This is a genomic window from Vibrio frigidus, from assembly GCF_042465995.1.
GTDB lineage: Bacteria > Pseudomonadota > Gammaproteobacteria > Enterobacterales > Vibrionaceae > Vibrio.
On the sequence record NZ_JBCDMC010000005.1, the window covers coordinates 348,911 to 369,710 of the forward strand.

The 20,800-nt window shown below is 41.6% G+C and carries 15 protein-coding genes; 6 read left to right on the forward strand and 9 right to left on the reverse strand.

The annotated features are described in order from the left end of the window. Positions 1–55: 55 nt before the first annotated feature. A complete protein-coding gene (locus AACW90_RS11080) occupies positions 56–1,243 on the reverse strand; it encodes an acetate/propionate family kinase (protein ID WP_390234255.1) in 1,188 nt (395 codons plus the stop codon). A gap of 302 nt (positions 1,244–1,545) precedes the next feature. Here AACW90_RS11080 and AACW90_RS11085 point away from each other — a divergent pair, with 302 nt between their 5' ends. Continuing rightward, complete coding sequence (locus tag AACW90_RS11085) at positions 1,546–2,199, forward strand: glutathione S-transferase family protein (protein ID WP_390234257.1); 654 nt, start codon at positions 1,546–1,548, stop codon at positions 2,197–2,199. 87 nt (positions 2,200–2,286) lie between these two features. Here AACW90_RS11085 and AACW90_RS11090 read toward each other — a convergent pair whose 3' ends face one another. Further along, positions 2,287–4,182: a DEAD/DEAH box helicase gene (locus AACW90_RS11090; RefSeq protein ID WP_390234259.1), complete on the reverse strand. Its 1,896-nt coding sequence runs from the start codon at positions 4,180–4,182 to the stop codon at positions 2,287–2,289. A gap of 929 nt (positions 4,183–5,111) precedes the next feature. Between AACW90_RS11090 and rnb the strand changes: the two genes are divergently transcribed. Both rnb and AACW90_RS11100 read left to right on the forward strand, forming a co-directional pair. Next, a complete protein-coding gene (gene rnb, locus AACW90_RS11095) occupies positions 5,112–7,112 on the forward strand; it encodes an exoribonuclease II (protein WP_390234261.1) in 2,001 nt (666 codons plus the stop codon). 56 nt (positions 7,113–7,168) lie between these two features. Next, entirely contained in the window at positions 7,169–7,978 is an 810-nt protein-coding gene (locus tag AACW90_RS11100) for an AraC family transcriptional regulator (protein ID WP_390234264.1), read from the forward strand. A 47-nt stretch (positions 7,979–8,025) separates the two neighbouring features. Here the strand turns inward: AACW90_RS11100 and AACW90_RS11105 are convergent, their stop codons facing one another. Then, a complete protein-coding gene (locus AACW90_RS11105; protein ID WP_195706283.1) occupies positions 8,026–8,385 on the reverse strand; it encodes a DUF3024 domain-containing protein in 360 nt (119 codons plus the stop codon). 158 nt (positions 8,386–8,543) lie between these two features. Here AACW90_RS11105 and AACW90_RS11110 point away from each other — a divergent pair, with 158 nt between their 5' ends. Continuing rightward, the gene (locus AACW90_RS11110; RefSeq protein WP_390234267.1) at positions 8,544–9,362 is read left to right on the forward strand and encodes a phosphate ABC transporter substrate-binding protein; all 819 of its coding nucleotides are present in this window, start codon (positions 8,544–8,546) and stop codon (positions 9,360–9,362) included. A gap of 175 nt (positions 9,363–9,537) precedes the next feature. Here AACW90_RS11110 and AACW90_RS11115 read toward each other — a convergent pair whose 3' ends face one another. The 3 genes from AACW90_RS11115 to AACW90_RS11125 form a co-directional block, all read right to left on the reverse strand. Beyond that, positions 9,538–10,224 (reverse strand): MaoC family dehydratase, encoded by a 687-nt coding sequence (locus tag AACW90_RS11115; RefSeq protein ID WP_347998805.1) that lies wholly within the window; start codon positions 10,222–10,224, stop codon positions 9,538–9,540. Between the two features lie 275 nt (positions 10,225–10,499). Beyond that, entirely contained in the window at positions 10,500–11,945 is a 1,446-nt protein-coding gene (gene viaA / locus AACW90_RS11120; RefSeq protein WP_390234270.1) for an ATPase RavA stimulator ViaA, read from the reverse strand. 9 nt (positions 11,946–11,954) lie between these two features. Then, the gene (locus AACW90_RS11125; protein ID WP_390234271.1) at positions 11,955–13,616 is read right to left on the reverse strand and encodes an ATPase RavA domain-containing protein; all 1,662 of its coding nucleotides are present in this window, start codon (positions 13,614–13,616) and stop codon (positions 11,955–11,957) included. Between the two features lie 284 nt (positions 13,617–13,900). Between AACW90_RS11125 and AACW90_RS11130 the strand changes: the two genes are divergently transcribed. Then, complete coding sequence (locus tag AACW90_RS11130; RefSeq protein ID WP_390234273.1) at positions 13,901–14,416, forward strand: NUDIX hydrolase; 516 nt, start codon at positions 13,901–13,903, stop codon at positions 14,414–14,416. A 27-nt stretch (positions 14,417–14,443) separates the two neighbouring features. Then, complete coding sequence (gene ltaE, locus AACW90_RS11135) at positions 14,444–15,451, forward strand: low-specificity L-threonine aldolase (RefSeq protein ID WP_390234276.1); 1,008 nt, start codon at positions 14,444–14,446, stop codon at positions 15,449–15,451. Positions 15,452–15,594: 143 nt separating this feature from the next. Here the strand turns inward: ltaE and AACW90_RS11140 are convergent, their stop codons facing one another. Genes AACW90_RS11140 through AACW90_RS11150 form a run of 3 tightly spaced genes read right to left on the reverse strand, consistent with a single transcriptional unit; the run spans position 15,595 to position 20,782 of the window. Then, positions 15,595–18,663 carry an efflux RND transporter permease subunit gene (locus AACW90_RS11140; protein ID WP_390234280.1) on the reverse strand — a complete coding sequence of 1,023 codons (3,069 nt, stop codon included), beginning with the start codon at positions 18,661–18,663 and terminating at the stop codon, positions 15,595–15,597. Then, positions 18,660–19,736: an efflux RND transporter periplasmic adaptor subunit gene (locus AACW90_RS11145; protein WP_390234282.1), complete on the reverse strand. Its 1,077-nt coding sequence runs from the start codon at positions 19,734–19,736 to the stop codon at positions 18,660–18,662. The genes AACW90_RS11140 and AACW90_RS11145 overlap by 4 nt, the downstream gene beginning before the upstream one ends. Next, positions 19,736–20,782, reverse strand: coding sequence for an efflux RND transporter periplasmic adaptor subunit (locus AACW90_RS11150; protein WP_390234285.1), 1,047 nt, complete (start codon positions 20,780–20,782; stop codon positions 19,736–19,738). The genes AACW90_RS11145 and AACW90_RS11150 overlap by 1 nt, the downstream gene beginning before the upstream one ends. Positions 20,783–20,800: the final 18 nt, after the last annotated feature.

Sequence of the window (20,800 nt, forward strand, 5' to 3'; positions counted from 1 at the left end):
CACACATAAAAAAACGGCTCCATGTAGAAGCCGTTTGTTTTTATCTATGAATGGCCTAAAGCAGAGCGACAGCATCCTGTGCAATAACTAACTCTTCATTGGTTGGGATAACCATTGCGACATGGCCTTCCCCTTGTGTGATTATGCCACTCGCACCAAACCGTGCAGCCTCATTCCCTGCTCTGTCTTCTTTAAAACCAAGCAGATTTAGATAACTTAATATTTCACTACGAATAGGTAATGAGTTTTCCCCAATCCCACCAGTAAAAATGATGGCATCTAACGAATCTAAAGAGACCATATAAGAACTAATGTATTTAGCCACTCGATAAGTGAATATTTCAAATGCTAATTTGGCACCTTCGTGACCTTTTTCCATCGCATCAAGAATACCGCGAGCGTCACTCGTTAACCCTGAAACACCTAAGAAACCTGATTTATTGTTTAGCGTGTCGAAAACCTGAGCTTGGGTCCAACCTTTCTTCAGCAAAAACTCGATTACACCGGGATCTAAGTCACCACTTCGTGTTCCCATCATCAAACCAGAGAGCGGAGTGAATCCCATAGAAGTATCGACACTCATGCCATTTTTGATTGCGCATACCGACGCACCATTACCCAAATGCACAGAAATGAAGCTTGCTTCATCCACTGGTTTATTTAACATTTTTGCCGCTTCTCTACTCACGTAAAAATGGCTCGTTCCGTGGAAACCGTAGCGTCGAATTGAATACATGTCGTATAATTCGCGGGCTATACCACCTGTGAATGCCTTAGGAGGCATTGTTTGGTGAAACGCTGTATCGAATACGGCAACCTGAGGCAGAGAAGGAAAGGCTTCTAGAGCGGCTCGTATGCCAAGTAAATTGGCAGGGTTATGTAATGGGGCGAGATCTTGTATCGCTTCAATGTCTTTTATTGTTTGCTCATTAAGAAGCACTGACTGAGTGAAGGTTTCTCCTCCGTGTACCACACGGTGACCGACAGAAACGATATTATCTGTAAGGCCTAACTGTTTAACCAAATCGACCAGCATTGTAATCGCCGCTTGATGGTGATTACCTTCGTCTGCGATTGCCACTTCATTCTTTTCACCTTGGTATTTCCAACTCATTCGTGAGTCTTCTAAACCAAAACATTCGCCCAGACCACTCAAGACTGCGTCTCCTGAAATAGTATCAATGACGGCGAATTTTAAAGATGAACTACCAGAGTTGATCACAAGCACAAACTTATTTGCCATAAGACAGGTTTCCTATATTGACTGTTTTGCACCGTAGTGCGCCTTTTCCTTATCCCATTATTCAATAATTTTTTAATCTTTCAACTTTTATTGATGAAGTTCTTCTAAGGGTGTCATTTTTATTGATACAGATCAAAAAATAAATTTATACGAGCTGCGAAATTAAAATGATCAGCCTTGTATTAATTAATAGTTTATTAACATAGTTTCACATTAAAGGTGTCGAGATGTTAAATATATGTTGACGGAGCAAAACAAAACGTCAATGCTACTATCTTCAATTTCAAACTTGTGGACAAGAGATGCAAATAGTAATCGGAAATAAAAATTATTCTAGCTGGTCGCTTCGCGCATGGCTAATGGCGAGTAAAGCAAAGCTCAATTTTGAAGAAATTTTGTTGCCGCTTGACACAGAAGAATTCTATAACGAAATTGTTAAGTATAATCCTGCTGCTAAGGTACCTGTGCTCATTGACGATGAGGTAACCGTTTGGGATTCATTAGCTATTTGTGAATATATCAACGATACCTATCTTGGTGGCAATGCACTTCCTAAATCTCCGATAGATAAAGCCTATGCCCGTTCCGTTGCCTCTGAAATGCACTCTGGATTTAACGCTGTACGCAACGAAATGCCAATGAACATAAGAGCGACACGTTTTGTTGAATTGAGCGAACAAGCACTTATCGATATAAAACGTATCGATGACATATGGGCAAAGCAAATAGATAGTTCCGGTGGCACAGGTTGTTGGCTTTTCGGCAAATGGTCAATAGCCGACATCATGTTTGCACCGGTTATAATGCGTTTCAAAACCTATCAGGTAAAGCTTTCACCTTCAGCCCAGACATATCTAGACTTTGTCCTGGCAGATCCCGATCTTAATGCGTGGATATCTGAAGCATTGAAAGAGACTCAAATTGTAGAGTTGGATGAGGCCGGTGCAGACGTGTAGCTACTGGTCTAACTAAGTGACAATAAAAAGCCGAGCTACAAAATAGCTCGGCTTTTTAGTTAATCAATTTACTTTTATTGAATTATTTTATGCTTCGCTACTTGTCGCGCCACGGTTCGATTTCTCACCGCGGAAACTTCCACGACTGTCAGCACTGCGGTTACGGTCAAAACGGCGCTCACCATCTTTACCACCACGATTATTACCACGAGCACCATCACGGTTACCACGATAGCCGCCGCCATCACGACGACCACCTTCACTGCGGCCACCTTCGCTACGACCACCACGTGATTCGCGGAAATCTGTAAAGTCACATACCACTGCACCCACTTCTGTTTGGCGAATGCGTAGTTTACGTAACTTACCAGTAGTATCAGAGTTCATCGCTTTTGGTAGCTGAACAAAAGTATGACCTTGAGCAAGTTTAATTGCACCAATAGATCCTTTTGTTAAACCAAGCTCGTTCGCGAGTGCGCCAACGATATCTTTAACTTGCACACCTTGATCTCGGCCAACTTGTAATTGGTATGTATCCCAATCTTTCGTTGCTCCACCAAAACTGCGACCGCCTTCACGACCATCTCGTCCGTCACGATCACCACCTTCACGGCGATCTTTACGACGTTGCTTGTCACGTTCAATAGCTGAAGTCATCGGATCTGGACCTTTATAGAATAAAGGTGTTTTTCCTTGAGCACGCTTAAGTAGCATCGCTGCTAAGGTTGTCGCGTCAATTTCTAGCGACGCCTGTAGTTTCGCAACTAATTCTGCAAAATTCTCTAAAGAAGCGTTTTCTTTCTCGCTCTCTAGTTCAGCACCTAATTTCGCTAGGCGAGACTCGGCAACTTGATCACGTAACGGAACTTGAATCTCTTCCATACTTGATTTTGTTACACGTTCAATAGTACGCAGCATACGAATTTGATTAGTACGAACTAGAAGAATCGCTTTACCCTTACGTCCAGCACGGCCAGTACGACCGATACGGTGGATATACGACTCAACATCAAAAGGAATGTCGTAGTTGAATACATGAGTAATACGAGGTATATCAAGGCCACGAGCAACAACATCCGTTGCAACTAGGATATCAATAATACCCTTCTTAATGTTCTCAACAGTACGTTCACGAAGAGACTGTGGAATATCTCCGTGTAATGCTGCCACTTTAAAGCCACGATCAGCAAGATAAGAAGCTAGGCGTTCAGTGTCTTGACGAGTACGAACAAAAACAAGTGAGGCATCCGTTTCTTCGGTTTCAAGAAGACGTGTCATTGCTTCGTCTTTCTCTACGCCCTTCACGACCCAGTAATTCTGTTCTACTTTATCAACGGTGTGGTTGCTACCTGCTACGTCAACACGAGCTGGATCACGCAAGAAGCGGTCAACGATTCTCTTAAGCATCGGAGGCATTGTTGCAGAGAACAGGACGCGCTGAGCGGATTCTGGTGCATGCTCCATGATAGCGGTAACGTCGTCGACAAAACCCATGTTAAGCATTTCATCCGCTTCATCTAGTACGAATGTTTTAACTTCACCTAGGTGTAAACGATCGCGGTTAATCAAATCTTGTACACGTCCAGGTGTACCTACAACAATATGAGTTCCTGATTTAAGGGCTCGCATTTGATCAACAATTGAAGCACCACCATAAATTTCAAGAACTTTAAGTCCTCTAACATTACGGCCAAGGCTTTTAATTTCTGCAGCAACCTGAATGGCAAGCTCACGAGTAGGAGCAAGAACAATCGCTTGTGGCTTGTATTGGTTAAGGTCAATCTTGTTTAGAACAGGAAGTGAAAACGCGGCAGTTTTACCTGTACCGGTTTGTGCTTTACCTAAAGCATCACGACCTTCTAAAAGAAAAGGGATAGACTCAGCTTGAATTGGTGTTGGATTAACGAAACCCATTTCGTTAAGCGCAGACAATAGGTTGTCGTTCAGCTCTAAATCGCTGAATTGGATATTGGAATCTTGCATTAGGATCCTACTTTATCAAAAAAATCATCGGTCCCACGTGCTTTTCCAATTCCAATACTTCTATGGTCGTACGAACCATCCGCACTAAATCCATTCAGATGCAAAGAGTATATAAAAACGCATCAAGCCGCTAGGGACATATCTAAGGGGGCGAGATAATGCCTCAGTTGAGGACAAAAATCCAGAAAAAATTGAAATACATCACACTTTTATTCAATTTAATAAAAATTGCTCATCAAATCGTCATTTTTTTGACTCATGTCTCCTTATGAGACTCACAAACTCAAAATGTTCGAGGTTAAAATTATACATTTTGGTAGCAAATATTGGACGTAGTTATTTACGGACTGGTTTTAATGTCAATACGTTGACCGAATTATTCGTTTCAGCGAACTTGATGAATTAAGCATAGTTAAATTAAGTACATTTTTGATTTAGGTTGACTAGTTTTGTTGACCTTTCATGGTTAAATTTTGTTCGAGATAAAAGCATCTTACTCTTTTAGCCGAACCTTTTGGACAGCGTGACTTATTGGATATGTCTTTTACATCCGTTAGAATCATACAAGAAGACGCTATTTTTGAAGGCGCAATACATGAAATCATTGCTCACACCATCCTAATGGCGATTGTAGATTACAAGCCCTTTTTATCGTTGGATCCGCCTTAGTGTTTACTCCATGCTGCAATATCGAATCATGTAACGAGACCTAATCATATTTAAATCGGCTCAATAACAGACACATTACCAAGTCGATAAATATACTTTAACCAAATTACCTAGTAATATGTGACTCAATAACCGTTCAATGACTTCTGTCTCGCCCTATCCTACTCAACGTTGATTTACTTTCGTTTTAGGGAAGAGTTTTGGGGAGATATCGGGGAGAGTTAGTTTTCCCTTATAAATTAAAGGATTATGATTTCGTAATGTTCCAAGACAATCCCCTACTGGCTCAATTAAAGCAGCAAATAAAAGAAAATATCCCAAAAAAAGAAGGTGTGGTTAAAGCGACTGAAAGAGGTTTCGGCTTTCTAGAAGTGGATAACAAAACCAGCTTCTTTATTCCCCCGGCACATATGAAGAAATGCCTGCACGGTGACAAGGTCGTGGCGCTTATACGCAACGAAAATGACAAAGAGTTTGCCGAACCAGATCAACTCATCGAGCAGAGCCTTAACCGTTTCATTGGGCGAGTTAAATTGTTTAAAGGTCGCCTTAATGTGGTACCTGACAAACAGCAATATAGAAAACTCTCACTTAAGGCCAAGGCCAAGAAAGGGGTCAACCCAGAGACATTAAATGACGGCGATTGGGTTGTTGCACAACTCGTCCAGCATCCACTAAAAGATAATAGCGGTTTTTTTGTCGAAATCGTTGAAAAAATCACCGATGCAGGTGACAAAATTGCGCCATGGTGGGTAACATTGGCTGAAAATGACCTACCAAATACGGAGCCTGAGGGGATACAAGAGTGGGCGGTCTTGGATGATCCTTCTCTGACACGTATTGATATGACTGCAGTACCATTTGTTACTATAGATGGCGAGTCTACCAAAGATATGGACGACGCTTTGTATGCTGAAAAACTTAAATCGGGAGGGTATAAACTGACCATCGCCATCGCCGATCCGACCGCCTATATATCCACCGATGATGACATGGATAAAGTGGCTAGAGCACGTGGTTTCACTATCTATCTACCTGGTAGAAACATTCCAATGCTACCGCGAGAGCTGGCAGATGAACTCTGTTCTCTTGTTGAAGGAGAAGTTCGTCCCGCTCTATGTTGCAGTGTGACTATCTCCGATGACGGAACTATTGGTAATGATATACAATTTTTTGCGGCCAATATTAAGTCGCACGCTCGCTTAAACTACAACAATGTCTCTGATTGGCTAGAAGACACCTCGACGAATCAATGGCAACCCAGCACAACCATAGCAAAAGTACTTCGAGTTCTCGCTGATTTAGCCGATGCGAGAGCCTCCTGGAGAGAAAGCAATGCTGTAGTATTTAAAGATCGCCCTGATTATCGATTTGAGTTAAGCGAAAACAACGACATCATCGCGATCCATACAGAAGAACGTAGAAGCGCAAACAAACTGGTCGAAGAAACGATGATTACGGCCAACATTTGTGCAGGTTCGGTACTGAAACAACAATTTGGCACAGGCATATTTAATACTCACGCGGGATTTAAAACAGACCGAATTAAAGACGTCGTTAAACTGGTAAATAGCAACCCTGAAAACGACTTCACTGAAGAAGAATTAGGCTCGTTAGAAGGATTTAGTACTCTTAGACGTTGGCTAAATAACCAAGAAACGGCCTATCTAGATAACAGACTCAGAAAACTTCAAGCCTACAGTGAAATGGGCAACGTACCATTAGAACATTTCGCCATGGGCCTTGATATCTATGCAACTTGGACATCTCCAATTAGAAAATATGGAGACATGGTCAACCATCGATTGCTTAAAGACCATATCTTGGGCCGTGAACCCGTTCACGCACCCGATGATTCGCTAGGTAATGAACTCGCCATACATAGAAAACACCATAAAATTGCCGAGCGAAATATTGCAAACTGGCTATATGCTCGAACGTTAGCGAATGAGCCAAAGAAAGAAACAATTTTTGTCGCTGAAATATTTGATATCAATCGTGCTGGAATGCGAGTTCGTATTTTGGAGAATGGCGCGACGAGCTTTGTGCCTGCGTCTCTAATTATGGCGAATAAAGAGCGAATTGAGTGCAATAGCGAATTAGGTACTATATCTATCGACAAGGATCACGTTTACAAACTTGGTGATGTGCTAGAAATAGTACTTACTGATGTAAGTATAGAAAATCGTAATATAGTTGCCAGACCTAAGCAACTTTTTACAGAGCCAGAACAAGCTGAGCCGAATAAGAAATCGGAATAATGTTTACTATCTAACAAGGTGTTTACTGCACCTTGTTACTGTTTCAATGTGAGTTTATGTCGAGAATAAAAGTATATAAGCATGATATTTTCGTTGCCCGCAAGGCAACTCGTTATCCAATAACCCAATGTGGGCTAATTTTGGTCAGAGATGGCCACGTTAGCTATTCAACGAAAGAAAACCTACCCAGGACGCTTTCTGCTGGTGAGTTCACTATTTACCACTCTGACAGAGTAAGGGATATAGTGTCGCACGCTGATAATGGCGCATTCGCTGCTGATATCATCACCTTTGAACCTAGTTTGTTCCGGCAGTTCTGTGACAATCTGCATAATTCAGAGTTGAATGCTACAGATGATAATACACAAAACCATGTATTAAGTGATGCCCATGAAACGGCAAAGGCAATCCTCACCGTATTGCTAAGAGCTAAAGAGAGTAATGCAAGCACAGAGTCCACGTTAGAATCTTTAGCTCAGGCTCTTATCTTTGAAATCCTGTCTATCGAACCTAACTTCTTACCTGTTATTCGTAGCGCTTGCGATCAAGGAACGGCAGAGAAAGTCATCGGATTTATTGAGATCAATATTGAGGGTGATGTCTCGCTAGAATCGACTGCAGGTTTCCTCGGCATGTCGATTGCCACACTTAAAAGACGATTGGCAGCGGAAGGTTTAAGCTTTTCTCAAATACTAAAAATAAAGCGAGTAAACTACGCGGCAACGAAGCTTAGATTAAGTAATAAGTCTATCGCTCAGATTGCGCTAGAATCCGGATTCAAAAGCGCAGCACACTTCAGTACGGCGTTTAAAGGCGTGCAAGCTATGACACCGAAAGAGTTTCGGCAACACGTTAAAAAAGGTTAAAAAAGAGAACCTTTATGGTTCTCTTTTAATTGCCTTCTCCCAATCATTCACCAGATAATTTGATGTGGATCCAATTCAATTTCATCAAGTAATCGAGCAAATTCTGATTGGGGTTGTAACTTTGGGTAAGGCACCCAAGCCTCTAATTCTGTACTCCCTTCTTCGCTTTCTGCTAAAAAAAGTTGCCACGTATTTTTATTCGAGTCGTATTCTAGTTTTGCGATTGGAAATTCATCATTTACGTGAGAAGAGTCAAGCAAAAAGCAAAGTTTTGAAAACATCACACCTTCGCTATATATTTCATATTGCACTTTTCCCATCTCAGCTAAGATGCTTTGATTACGGCTAGAACACATAGCCCTAACGGCTTTTTCAAGACGAAACTGTTCTATCTCGGATATATGCATGAACTTCACCATCTAAAATTGGTCCCTATTTAACTATAAGCCTTATCTGATGAAATACACTTAATGTTGTGAATAAAAGACAAACTTACTGTCATTCATAAAAATGTCATACCTCAGAAATACAATTTGATTTCGGATTACTCATTTTTGGAGATTTTATGTTTCGTGTTGTTCTAGCAACTCTGTTATCAGCCACCTTTTTACTTCCAGTCGCAAACGCTAAAGAAGTAAACATTTCAGGTTCCACATCTGTGTCACGTATCATGGACGTTTTGGCTGAAGAATTTAATGCGACACATGACGCATCCTATATCGCAGTTCAAAGTATAGGTTCAACCGCGGGTATCACCATGGTAAACAAAGGGGTTGCGGAAATAGGAATGAGTTCACGTTATCTTACTGAAGGTGAGTATTCTGAACAATTAACGGTACTGACCATCGCCTATGACGGCTTGGGTGTCGTTGTTAACCACGCGAACCTAATTAAAGACATCACTCGCGAACAACTTTTCGATGTCTATAAAGGCAATATCACTAATTGGAAACAACTAGGAGGCAAAGACCTCACTATTGCGGTTGTCACGCGTGAGTTATCTTCTGGTTCTCGTTCTAGTTTTGAGTCACTTCTCGGTTTAACACGGATAGTCAATAACCATCAGGTATCCGATATCAACCCAACCAATTTGGTTGTCAGTAGTAACAGTATGGTTAAGACCATCGTTAAACATAATCCACAGGCGATAGGTTTTATTTCGGACGGTTCCGTAGACAACACAGTAAAAGAGTTAACATTCGAAGGTATCACCGCTACGCAGACAAATATTCGTGACAAAAAGTACCAACTTTCTAGGCCTTTCATTATTTTCTACAAGAAGGAAGAGATTAGCAAGGATGGTAAAACGTTCATTCAGTTTCTAAAATCAGACCGAGCAACGAAACTCATTCAGCAATACGGTTACATACCAACGAACAGTTAACTAAATATCGACTTAAATTGACGAGTCCGCGCTATATCATACCGTAGAGGATCAAAGGGTCGTCAAGGATGACAAACTTAGTTAGTTTTATATAACCTTGATTGGATTAACAGCGTTAAACAATGAAGATAAAAAAAGAGCGACTAAATAGTCGCTCTTTTTTTAAAAAATAATCTTAGAAATAAAGTCTTATTACCGACACAACCACACATCCCGGGCGACGAACACCGTCTATTTCGACTTTGAGTTCACGTTCCACCTCAAGGCCTTTCTTAATAGGTGTCACTTTCAAAAGCTTACTACGAGTTCGAATTTGATTTCCCGCTTTCACAGGATAAGGGAAACGTACTTGATTCAAACCAACATTAATCACAAGACGGGCGCTAGGAAACAATGGGTTATTCGCATCAACACTGTCCGTCATTTTAGACAGCATAGACAGGGTCAAAAAACCATGAGCGACAGTACTCTTAAAAGGCGACTCTTCAGCTGCTCTCTCTGGATCAGTATGGATCCATTGCATGTCTTCTGTCACTTGACCAAAAGAATTGATGCGGTCTTGAGTCATTTGAACCCAATCACCAACATGAATTTCTTCATCTAATTTTTCATGAAGTTCATTGAGAACCGCCAACGCTCTATCACTTAAATCAAAGCTTTCTTGAACGCTAGGTTTCATCTCTTCATTAACAGCAGGAATCATCGAGTGGTCACGAAACCAGTGCAATATTGGGCTTTCACTCGCTTTATGGACAAGGTCATCCCAGTAATCTTTAATCACAGGCGACATGAGTTCTTTGATTTCCAAATGATGTTTGGTCAAAGATTCCCCTCTGTGCTTGAGAATATCAACAACTTTCATAAAAACCTCTGCTAATGGAAGCTCGTCTACCGAGCAGTAACAGTTAAGTTTGACGCTGTTCACACTTTCTTGCAAATACTTTCGAGCGCACAAGTGTATTCTGAAACGATGATTATCTATAATAAACAGTACGTTATCCAATAAAACATTATTTTATTACATAACTTACCAATACACCAAATTTACACCTATTTAACAAAATCGAAGAAAAACGTACTATTCCGAGCGTTTTCATGACCTGCATGAGCGGGAGGAAGATGAAGGAACATTGCTCATTACCATTTTTTGAATAATCGACCCACAATGTTTGGATGGTAGTTCCAACAATGATCAAACATTGCCATTAACTGCGGATTGCCATATTTCGAAAGGCTAATCGCATGAAAACGGTTTTTCTTAGATTGAAGTGATTTGACCATATCCAAGATAACTTCAGGTTGCTTCGGTGCTATAAAATCAGAAATGACCACCATATCAGCGTTGCGATACTTGCTGGAGCTCATTAATTCTACCGATTTAACGATAACAGAATCCAGATCAGTCCCTCCGTGAAATTGATACGAGAGAAAGTCACTGGCTTCCCTTAACCCATCAGCTTTAGTCAATTCGTAGGTAATCCGTTCGGTTGAAAAAAGAATAACAAAGCACTCTCTGTTTTCAGCAAGCGCTATTTGCATCAAAGCATAAGACATCGCTTTAGCACATTGCTCGGGGAATCCACTCATCGATCCAGAAGAATCCACACAGATGATAAATGGCCCTTTTTCTATGTCTATTTTCCTATTTTCTGGTTTCTGCGATTTGATCTTACGAAGCTTGCGCGCTTTACCCTTAACTTTATAGTTCATCAAGCGCTTATCAACCAGATGCTTATAGAACACCACCTCTAGCTCTGGGTAAGCCAAGAACATCGTTTCATTTGGCAACATTCGGCTGAGATCATCACTTTCATGAATACCAACAATATCGTCTGCTGCTTCGTCGCTTTTTTCCTCAACCATTCTTAACTCTTCAGCTGGGTTTTTTAATAAATCAGGGTCACTCACTTCACTGGCCATTCGCCCCAGTTTTTCAGCCATCGCTTGTAGCTCTGCATTCTTCTTCAAGAACTCCGCATAGCGTTTCATCGACAAAACATCACTTTTAGATAGTTTTGCCGCTGCCATATCCCACAGTCGACCAAGCTTGGCAATATCACCTTGTTCAGAAACGTTCTGCATGCTTTGCATTGTTTCTATGCGTTGATAAAGATCGGCTAAAAACTTCTCCTTATCCGATTCTAACTGTGCAATCTCAGCCTGTTTTATCGCTTTTGATAAACTTTTGTACCACTGCTCGCAGAAGTAATGAGGAAACATAGGGTTATAGACGCCTTTGTTTCGTTCCAATAGTTTCTTTGCTTTAGAATAGAAGGGGGAATGCCATTGGAGTTGTTTGACAATATCAGGGGCTTTCTCAAAGAATGTATCTTCATCATAATGAATAACCTCTTGATAAAGATTAAGCTCATCAAGCAATCGTTCAGTCTCACACGCTTTGGTGATTTTTCTTTTCACGCCATTTCGCCACTTGGTAATCTGATTATTTACCGAGGCTTTTACCGCTCTATTCTCTGGGATCATAAGCAGTTGAGAGCGACCGATTAAGTCATTAACCGCCGTGTCTATGATGCCCGACTCTGCGACCATCATTATCAGATTTAGTCCATCTGCACCTAGCACTTTATCTTCCTATACAAAGAACTGATCCAAACTCTTTATTCTTTGAGTCACTTTTTCACTCTCTAATTGAATGGCCTCAACATCTTCCATCAGCGACTGTAGACTGCTTTCCATTTTTGCTGGCAATCGGTCATCAATAAAGCTGTGCGGTAATGCGCCATGAAAATCAGATCTTACTTTACGAAAATGATGTTCAGCTTGGGTAAGTTGCTTTATTGCGTCCTCTGCTTTCTCGCACCACTCTCCATAAAGCTTGGAATCGAGACCTTCATTGGTCACGATGCCTGCCAACACAGATCGATTCGCGATATCTTTTACAACTAAACGGTCAGATACATTAATGTCGAAGCGAATTCGGCATAAATTACTATTTTGATTCACGTAACCGTAGGCGTCACCTCCTCCCTCTTTAATCACCTTTTCTAGCTCTTCTTTCGCTACATAGATCCAGCGACTGTCCCCTTTTTCTGATTCATTGACAGACATATTACTCTGTAAAAGAACCAGTTTTAGTAACCCCCTCGCATTCCCAACGCTGTATATTTTGGCATTAGATATATCGAGGCTATAACCGCCTTTGCGCAGAATTCCAGTTGCCGCTTCATTGGTTAAAGTCATGCTAAACTCGGATTCCAATTCATCTTGTATTAACGACAAACCTTCTCGGCAACTCGTTATCTGCTGCTGAATAATATGTTGATCAAAGGCATGATTTATCGCAAACTCTTCAATCACTTCTTGTACCAATTGTCTAGATTCCGGGCTATGCCAGAGGCAGTCTTTTAGAAGTAATAGATCAAGAGGATTAATCGAGTCTCGTCCATTAAAATAGGCACTCGCTTTCAATAACTTAACGGCTTTCTTCCATCGCCTATCCGAGACATACAATTCTGATCCTAACGAATCAACCCTGTTTTCTTCCGCTTTCTTTTCTAGCAGAGCCTTAAGCGCGTATAATTTTTCAAAGCACTCATCATTGAGTACAAGTAAGTCCAATTCGTGCTTCCAGAGATGATATTCTTCATCTGTGATAGCCAGCCCTGCAGGGATTTCGGCTTCCTGTTCAGTTCCGACCATTAGCATTGCTTTAAAGTTTTGTTTGTTTTGAATTCGGTTAACGAATACACGTACCAACATTCTGTCGTAAAGCGCCTCTAAACCACTATCCTCGTCGGGAAGCTCATTGGATGCAGATACCAGTAAACGCATTGGCACTTTTTGGATCTCGTTACCGTTTTTGAATGTTTTCTCGTTCACTACGGTAAGCAGTGTATTAAGAATAGCCGGTCCTGCTTTCCAGATTTCATCTAGGAATACAACTTGGGCTTGAGGAAGATACCCTTCAGTTAATCGAACATATCGACCATTGTCTTTTAGTTCTTGAATACTTAAAGGGCCAAACACCTCTTCCGGTGTGGAGAACCGGGTCATTAAGTACTCAAAATAGCTGCTGTTGTCGAATGCTTGAATTAAACGCTTTGCAATGAGGCTTTTAGCGATACCTGGAGGGCCTAATAGAAAGACACTCTCGCCAGACAACGCCGCCAGCAAGCACAGTTTGATCGTACCTTCTCTTTCATATACACCGTAAGAAAGGGCTTTAACTAATTTATTTATTCTTTCTGATAGAAGTGCTTTTTGTGCGTGTGAGGCTCTTTGAGACATTGTCATAGATAAACCGCAAATAGTTACTTTGAAAAATAGAACGAGTTTGTTATTAAAGTGTTACTTTACAGAACCCAGTATCGTTAAAAAATATGTCTTGTCTATAACTGGTTAAAAAACTTGTAACTAAACACATGTTATAGTGGCAAATGTGTCGTTGGACACTTCTACATTGCTTCAGTATTTCTAGTGACGTAGGATAATAGCAGCATAAATTGCTGATTATTTTTGAGATGATTGTTTTCATTTATCACTATGCAACCCCGTCAATAAAACTCAGAGTGTACAACGTGCCTAAATTAATTCATCAATGGAAACAACTGTCGCTTATTCAACGTGAGATGACACTTCCTAACAGTGTCAAAGTCCTACACACCACCGTCACGCACCCGGGTGCAACGGTTATTTTGCCAATAATGTTAAACGGCGACATTTTGTTACTGAGACAGTTTCGACCATCTATAAACGATTGGTTATATGAACTCCCGGCAGGCACATTAGAGCAAGATGAATTACCAATAGACTGTGCGATGCGCGAACTGGAAGAAGAGACGGGGTACAGTGCAAAACACTTTCAATCGATCGGTGAGCTCATTCCTCTTGCCGGGTTTTGTGACGAGGTCCAATATCTTTATATCGCGAAGGATCTAAGTCAGACGGCAAGGCTAGCGTGTGATGTTGATGAGGTCATTGAGATACTGTATCTCAGCGTTAAAGACGTGGAAGACATGATCGTGAATGGCACAATTATCGATTCGAAAACAATCGCTTGTTTGTCAAAAGCAAAGCTATTAAATTACATATAATAAAACATATACTTGGAAAAGAATTCTATGGACTTTCGCTCAGATACCGTTACAAAACCAACCCAAGCCATGCGTGAAGCAATGGCCAACGCAGAAGTCGGGGACGATGTGTATGGCGATGATCCCACCGTCAATGATCTGGAAAAATGGGCCGCAGAACGACATGGATTCGAAGCCGCACTTTTCACAACATCTGGAACTCAAGCAAATTTACTTGGTCTTATGGCTCATTGTCAGCGCGGAGATGAGTACCTTTGTGGCCAGCAGGCCCACAATTTTAAGTATGAAGCAGGTGGTGCGGCTGTTTTAGGTTCTATACAACCACAGCCCGTAGAGAATAACCCAGATGGGACAATCAGCTTTGATAAACTTCGCGCGGCCATAAAGCCAGACGACTTTCACTTTGCTCAAACCAAACTCCTCAGCCTTGAAAACACCATCAACGGTAAAGTACTGCCACTTGAATATCTAAAGCAGGCGCGTGAGTTTGTCAATCTACATGGGTTGCAATTACATCTAGACGGTGCACGTGTTTATAACGCCTCTGTTGCTTTGGATGTCGATATCAAAGAAATTACTCAATATTTCGATTCAATCACTATCTGTATGTCGAAGGGATTATCAGCGCCAATTGGGTCTTTGCTACTAGGTACCACAGAATTTATTGATAGGGCAAGAAGGGTAAGAAAAATGCTTGGCGGTGGTATGAGACAAGCTGGCATCCTAGCGGCGGCAGCAAAGCTCGCGTTGACCGACCAAGTAGCACAACTTGCAACTGATCATGCGAATGCGAAAAGATTGGCTAATGGCTTAGCTAACATTAGGGGCTTCTCAGTAAATCCCGATCATGTTCAAACTAACTTAGTCTTTGCAAAGATTGATGATGACGTAAATGTGGAGAGCTTGGCCGATACCTTAGCGAAAGATAATATCATTATCACCGCTATGAACCCGATCAGGTTTGCTACACATAACGATATTTCAACACAAGATGTTGATAAGCTGATTGAAAAATTGGCGGAATTATATAACTAGAAACGAATTATTAAGGTAAGCGTTAATATCTAAAAGAAAAATGCCCTGTCGAAGGCAGTAAAAAACAGGGCTAATAAGAATTATCCATCGTTCCTAATTCATTGAAAAGCCTAACAAGTGATCTTGTTAGGCCTTTTTTATGGTTACGCTTGTTGACTCTTTTGAGGGTTCTTGATCTTAAACAGTATCGCGAACATCACAGGTACAACGATAAGCGTCAATACCGTGGCGAAACCTAAACCGGCCATAATGGTGACCGCCATTGAACCGAAGAATGCATCAAACACTAATGGGATCATACCGAGTATGGTTGTAATCGCAGCCATGCTAACGGGCCGGACACGGCTAACGGCACTATGTATAATCGCTTCATAGGGTTCTCGCCCTTCTGATAGTTCCAGATTTATTTGATCCAACAGCACGATACCATTTTTCAAGATCATGCCGCTCAAGCTCAGTAATCCAAGAAATGCAGTGAAACTAAAGGGCATATTTGATCCAAGCAAACCAACAGAAACACCGATAATTGATAATGGGACGGTAAACCATATCACTAACGATTTTTTCACTGAGCCGAATAGGAAGATGGTGACTATGAACATCAGCAAATAACCCATTGGTAAAGAACTAAACAGAGACTCTTGAGCGTCTTTAGATGACTCATATTCGCCACCCCAACTTAGTTCATACCCTTCAGGTAATGCTAAGGCCTCAACCTTGGGTTGAATACGAGCAAACAGACTCGCAGGTGTTTCATTGCCCAGCACGTCATGGTCAGCTAAAACGGTCAAGGTACGCTTTCTGTCTCGCCTCATAATCAGTGGTTCAGACCATCCTAAATCAATGCCATCAATCACTTGTTCAATTGGCACATAAGCCTGCTGGCTCGGACTCCAAATACCAAGATTTTGCACCGTATCAAAATTGACACGCTCATCTGCAGGCAAACGAACCATAATTGGAATCATTTGCGTACCATCTCTAAACAAGCCAATGGTTGAGCCCCCAAATGCAGTTTGCAATGTATTAGAGAGGTCTTCTTTAGATACGCCCATTCGACGAGCTTTAGATTCATTAAACATTGGTACGAGATCTTTGGTTCTTTCTCGCCAATCGTGTCGGATATTTCGAGAACCCGGATCTTGGTAAAGAATATCTTCTACTTGAGCCGCAATATTTCTTAATATCTGAGGATCCGCACCAGTAATTCGCGCCTCAATTTTTGATGCAGGTGATGGCCCAAATTCCAATAATTTAAATTGAAAGGTTGGAGAGTCAAACGAAACCGCTAGCTGGTCATCAAGTTTGTGCAATAGCGTGAACATCTGTTCCCTATCATTTGCTCTCACTTGAAACTGAGCGTACGCCTCATAACTCCTTTCTGGTGCATATGTTAATGCAAAACGCTGTAATCCTTGTCCAATAGAAGAGGAGACAAATTCAACTTCGTCATAGCGACGTAAAAAGCGATCGACTTCTTCGGTTTGCTTCTGAGTTTCTCTAATGTCGGTGCCTTCAGGCATCCACATATCGACATAAAACATAGGTGTATTAGAGGCAGGGAAAAACTGCTGTTTAACGTTGCCAAATCCAATAATAGCCGTTATAAGCAAAGCAACCATGCTCGCAACAGTTAACCATCTAAAGCGCAGTGCAAATTTCAAGACAGAGCTAAACACAAGGTACAAAGCACCTTTATACGGGTCGGTATCTTCGCCCTCTTCACTTTCGCCATCTTTCAGAAGCAGATCCGCTAAGAACGGCGTTAATGTAAGTGCGGTAATCCAACTTAAGAAGAGTGAATAACACAATACCCAGAAGAGATCACCTAAGAACTCGCCGGTGGCATCAGACGATAAACCTATTGGTGCAAACGCCGTAATAGCGATAACCGTCGCACCCAATAAAGGCCACTGTGTCTGCTTAACAATATCTTTCGCAGCTTGAAGTTTGGTTCTTCCTTTCTTAAGGCCGACCAATATTCCTTCAACGATAACAATGGCGTTATCCACCAGCATACCGAGTGCAATGATCAATGCACCAAGAGAGATACGATGGAGCTCAATATCAGAGAGTTTCATTAAAATGAAAGTACCCATTACGGTAAGCAACAGGACAATACCAATAATTAGGCCACTTCGAAGACCCATAGCCAATAGGAGGACGACAATAACGATGCCGACCGCCTCTGCTAGGCTTACCATGAAGTTTTGTACCGATTTGTCTACTTCTTGAGACTGATTGTAAAAATAACTGAGTTCAAGGCCTGCCGGTTTAATGTTTTCAATTTCCGCTAATTTCGCTTCAATCGAATGGCCTACATCGACAACGTTCACGCCTGAACCAAAAGATATCCCGAGGTTAATCGCCGTTTTCCCGTTAAACGTAACGATATTCTCTGGTTTTTCCTGAAGACCACGTCTAACCGACGCCACATCTTTTAGTCGAATGAGATTACCCGTATCACGACCGTGGATGATCAAATTTTCTAACGATTCAACAGAGTTCAAATCACCACTTGGACGAATGGTTAAATTCTGCCCATTAATCATCAACTCACCTGCAGAAACAACGCTATTTTGGTGCGAAAGCAACGAGGTTATTGTTGAAAAGTCCAAATTTAGAGAAGCCAAACGGTCAATCGACATTTCTACGTACAAGTACTCTTGCTGATCACCTGCAATACTGACTTTACCGACACCGTCGACCAGTTCTATTTCACGGCTTAGTAAATCTGCGTAGCGTTTAAGTTCTACGTAATCATAACCATCACCCGTTAACATCATCATAATGCCGAATACATCACCGAAATCATCGATGATCTGTAGCGACGTCACCCCGGAAGGCAAAGTAGGTTGTAAGTCGTTCACCTTACGACGCATCTCATCCCAAATCTGTGGAAGTTCATCAGAACCGTAGGTCATTTTCATGCTCACCGTAATCTGTGACATACCAGCCGAAGAGATGGAGGTAACGTTGTCGACATACGGTAACTGACGGATCGCCTTTTCAATTGGGTAAGTCAGTTCTTCTTCTACTTCTGTTGTGGTTGCTCCAGGATAAGTCGCAATAACCAACGCATCTTTAATGGTAAATGCGGGATCTTCAAGGCGACCTAAATCAAAGAAACTTTGGGTTCCGCCAATGGCTAAAATGACAAGAAATAACCAACTTATCACTTTATTTTTTATTGAATATTCGGCAATGCTCACTGGATCTCTTCCTTGTTTGCTATAGCAACGACAGCGTCTTCACGCATTTTTCTTAAGTTGGAGTTAACAACGGCGTCACCATTAACGACTCCATTGGCTACTATTGCTCCATGACTACTGATCTGAATGATATCTACTGATTCTTTATGAACGGTGCCATCAATAAGCTTCCAGACATAAAACTCATTCTCTTTAACGCCCGCATCAAGTGCGGTCATCGGTATTTGATACCCCTTTACAATTCGAAGACCAGCCGCCATTAAATCAACATCCAGGCTGGCACTTGTACCCGGTAAAATAGCTGGTTCAACCTGTGGCATCTCCAGCCAAAACTCAAAGGCATCGCTGCCTTGCGCTGGTTCACTGGAATGTTGGTAGTAAGTCGACACAAACTCTCTTTCATCACCAAAAAAACGCGTCTTCACATGATAATTTCGGGTCTCGCTATCTGGATTAATCATAGAAAGCACAGTATCGGAAATAGCAATTCGAATACGAACAACATCGCCACGATAAACACTTAGAATTTCTTCACCGGGGCTCGCATTTTCAAAAGACTGCTTTGGTACTTCAGAAATATAACCGTCAAAAGGCGCAACTAAACGTGTGTATTCTAGGTTGTTTTTCGCAATCTGAAAATTAACGAAAGCCATTCGCTTACTCGCGGTCAACTCGTCAAACTCAGATTGTGAGACCATCTTTCTTTTGAGAAGATTTTTGCCGCGGCTCCATTGTTTTACCGTGAGTTCATATTGCGCTTGGGTATCCGCTAACTGCTGCAGAAGTTTTTTGGTATCAAGCTTTGCTAGCAATTCTCCTTTCTTAATTCTTTGGCCTTTGTGTACCAAAATGGCTTCCAGTTTACCCTCTACGCGGAAAGACAAAGGGGTGAGATCTGCGGGTGCGACCGTACCTTTAAAATTTCTAAACTGGCTTGAAAGAGGAGGCTTCACGTCAAATATTGATACGGTAACCGCTTTCCTTTCTTTCACTTCTGTCTCTACTCCACATCCTTGCAGTGTCGCTAAAGCGAATAGGAGACCCGCTATTTTATAATGTCGGTGTATTCGCATCAGATACCTCCCTCTCGAGTCCAAGCTCTTACTATCTGTCCTTCTTTAAGATCCTTTGCTCCCGCGACAACAATTTGATCTCCCGCCTTTAAACCGGATACTACTGCGCCAAATTCGTTTAGCTCAACAGCAATACTTTCTACGCTCTGTTCCAACTGGTTAAACTTCCAAACTTTGCCTTTTTCAGCCTCTCTGGTGATCCATGCTCCATCCGGTATTGAGAGCATATTTTCTTTTCGATTATTGGTGATTAACACCTGTCCGGTCATACCAGTAAGAATATTAAGAGACTCTGGACGAACAATCGTGATGGTAGCGCTATAGCTATTGGTATCGACATTAGGTTGGGTTGACATCTCTTTAAAAGCCGCTGGTACAACAACAGTATTGTCTATATCAAATATCACTGCGTATTCGCGACTTGGTAGATTATGTATTCCTGCCTTCTCAATATAGGGAACCGGAATAACAATATTTATGTCCAGATTCTCATTATTAATGATGTTAAGTACCGGCTGTTTAGACGAGACATATTGAAAAGGTTGAACAAATTTTAGTGACACCACACCATTGAATGGTGCTGTAATCTTAGTATATTGGAGATCGGTTTTACTCTCTTTAAGATTGGCGTCTGCCGCCTTAAATGCCGTTTCAGATTGGTCAAATACGTCAGCACTAATCAACTTTTTCTTAAATAGTTGTTTATTGCGTTCTAGACGAGTGTTTGCCAGATCATATTGAGCTTGTGACGCATCGACTGCTAATTGGTAGTCTTTGTCATCAAGAACAGCAAGCACCTCTCCTTCCACCACTTTCTGCCCTTCTTTGACACTTAACGTTTCAATCACACCTGGAACTTGAAACGACAGTTGAGAACGGTCACCAGCATCAACTTCAGCTAAAAAAACGTCATAACCGGCGTCCGTGACATTTGGTACCTGATAAAGTTTCACCGGTTTAATGACGTCTTCTTGTGTCTCTGAATTTGCTTGCTCGCAACCTGCAAGGAACACCCAAGCGCCTGTTACTAAAGCTAGTTTGAACATTGTAACTAAGCCTTTTTT